This is a genomic window from Succinimonas sp., assembly GCF_045225735.1.
In the GTDB taxonomy this organism is placed as follows: Bacteria; Pseudomonadota; Gammaproteobacteria; order Enterobacterales; family Succinivibrionaceae; genus Succinimonas.
The window spans coordinates 1-2,046 of the sequence record NZ_JBGVBR010000340.1 but is presented as its reverse complement, the minus strand read 5'-3'; the positions used below and the strand labels follow the sequence as shown (position 1 = coordinate 2,046).

The window sequence follows — 2,046 nt, the reverse complement described above, 5'->3', positions numbered from 1 at the left end:
CCCGCGGCAGTTTCCGGTCAGTAAAGCTCCTGGAAAGAATTCAGGCTGCAGCGCGAAAAGCTAAAGAGGCAATTTCCCGGAATACAGCAGTCATCATCCCTCCGGATCTTGAGAAATATATTGTTATTGACAGAGATTGCATTGACAGAGAAAGCGCGGAACAAAAGGTTACCGTCCGTTATGACGAACTGGATAACTCGCTGGCTTCTCTGGGATTTTTCTCCCTTGCGGTATCTCAGGGAATCGATCCTGCCCGGGCCATCAGTATTTTCCGGATGAGAGATGCCGCAGAGACGCCGTATGCCGTCCTGGAATCTCAGAATGACACGGCATCCCGGGGAAACAGCTCCGCAGGAAGACAGAACAGGTTTGCCCCATGGTTTATTTCCAGCCTGATCCGATATGAAATCGCTAAATCCTGCCGGAAACTGGAGCTCGATGCTGATGAGATGATTCAGAGCATGGAGCAGGTGATCCTCACGTATACGGCGGAGGACAAATACGAAGCGGCAGGGATCCTGACCTCTGAAGCCAAGGCCTTGCTTGGTGAATTTGGCATCGCTGAGGATACCCTGGAACGCCTTGCGGCCCAGTTTAATGACCGGAGCAGAACTGACTCCAAAAATCCTGTCAGATCTGTACCGGCCGGTGATTTTCCGGTGATGCGCCGGAATTCTCACCAGGTGGGAAAGCGCGCATCTCCCCCGGGAAAGACCGCTTCGGATATCCCTGATGACGGCAGATCCGGGGATGAGAGTCTCCCGAAAGAAAAGTCCAAAGGCGGGAGACCGAAGGGCAAAAAGGATTCCAAACCCCGCAAAGGACGTTCTGATAAGGGGAAGATCAGAGGCAGCTACGGCAAAAATAAAAATTCCCCATTGCCGTGAGCGAGTCCTGACCTTGCCCTGGTAATCAACAGCAGGGCGAAAAAGGATCTGGGAGACAGCATTAAGGGATAGCATAGGAGGATAAAATGGCGGAGGCAGCCAGAGACGGAATCATTAAATCCCGGAGCAGGGCTTTCTGCCTGAGCTTTTTGGCCGGACTCTTCCTTTCCGGCGCCGCGGAGGCCGGCTGGCGTACCGATGTGGCCCACTCCACGGTGATCGACGGGAATCCTGTAATAGTGGAAGCCGCCTATCTGGACAAGGAGTTTCTGGATTCCTTCGAAATGAGCGTCGGCTGCCGTAACTCCTGGCCCCTTCCGGCCTTTATGCTGCGTCTCCCCGCTCTGACCACCGATATTATGAACCCAGACGCCCCCGCCGTGATTACCTTCGCCTTCAGACTGAAGGATCTGGAAAAGGATCCTAAAACCGGCAAATACCGGGGCGGCTACCAGATGCGGGGCGTGGTAAAGCACGGGGATTATGTTTTTGTGCCTACCGGCTACAACGGCCCCTCGGAGGTGATGCTGACATTGCTGGCGGAGATGGATACCACGGACAGAAAGCATTTGCTCATCCGGTTTAATCAGGGCTCCCGGGAATGGACTTATCTTTTGCCGCTTCAGGGCTACCGTCAGGCTTACCAAGCAGCTCTTAAAAGCTGCCGGGACGTGAGACCCCGGGATGGCGGGGATGAGATCCCGACCTTCTCTGCCAATGCTGTTTCTTCCAGTGCTTCATCTGCTGATGATTCTGCCGGAAATGATGCTGCCGGAGCCGGCGCATCAGAGTCTGCTCAGGGATCCGGAGATGAAGTCAGTGATGCCCCTGACAGCTCCGCTGAAGAGTTTTCATCTGCAGAGGCTCCGGATCCGGAGGACGCTCCCGCATCGGCTCCGGAAAACACCGGGGAACCGGTTACCGGAGTGGTGCTGGCGGGAGCGGAAACCCCTGATGAAGCGGAGAAGGCTCTTCTGGAGGAGGCAGCCAAGGGCGGCTCCGGCGGTGAAAAGAGCTCGGAAGGCGATAAAAAGCCTGCTAAAAAACGACTTATGAATGCTTCGGCGGGCAATTAGCATGATATTCTATCCTGCAACGTCAGATATACCATCAGAGACGGCTTTCCGGAAGATGAACAAAGCAGGACTGCTTTATCTCT

2 protein-coding genes are annotated in these 2,046 nt (G+C 54.6%); both read left to right on the top strand.

Going from position 1 to position 2,046, the window contains the following annotated elements; all coding sequences use genetic code 11:
- Positions 1-887: hypothetical protein (locus ACJROR_RS12015; RefSeq protein ID WP_406547235.1), on the top strand; the 887-nt coding region annotated here is incomplete at its 5' end.
- 86 nt (positions 888-973) lie between these two features.
- Positions 974-1,963, top strand: a complete 990-nt coding sequence (locus ACJROR_RS12010; protein ID WP_406547234.1) for a hypothetical protein — start codon at positions 974-976, stop codon at positions 1,961-1,963.
- Positions 1,964-2,046: the final 83 nt, after the last annotated feature.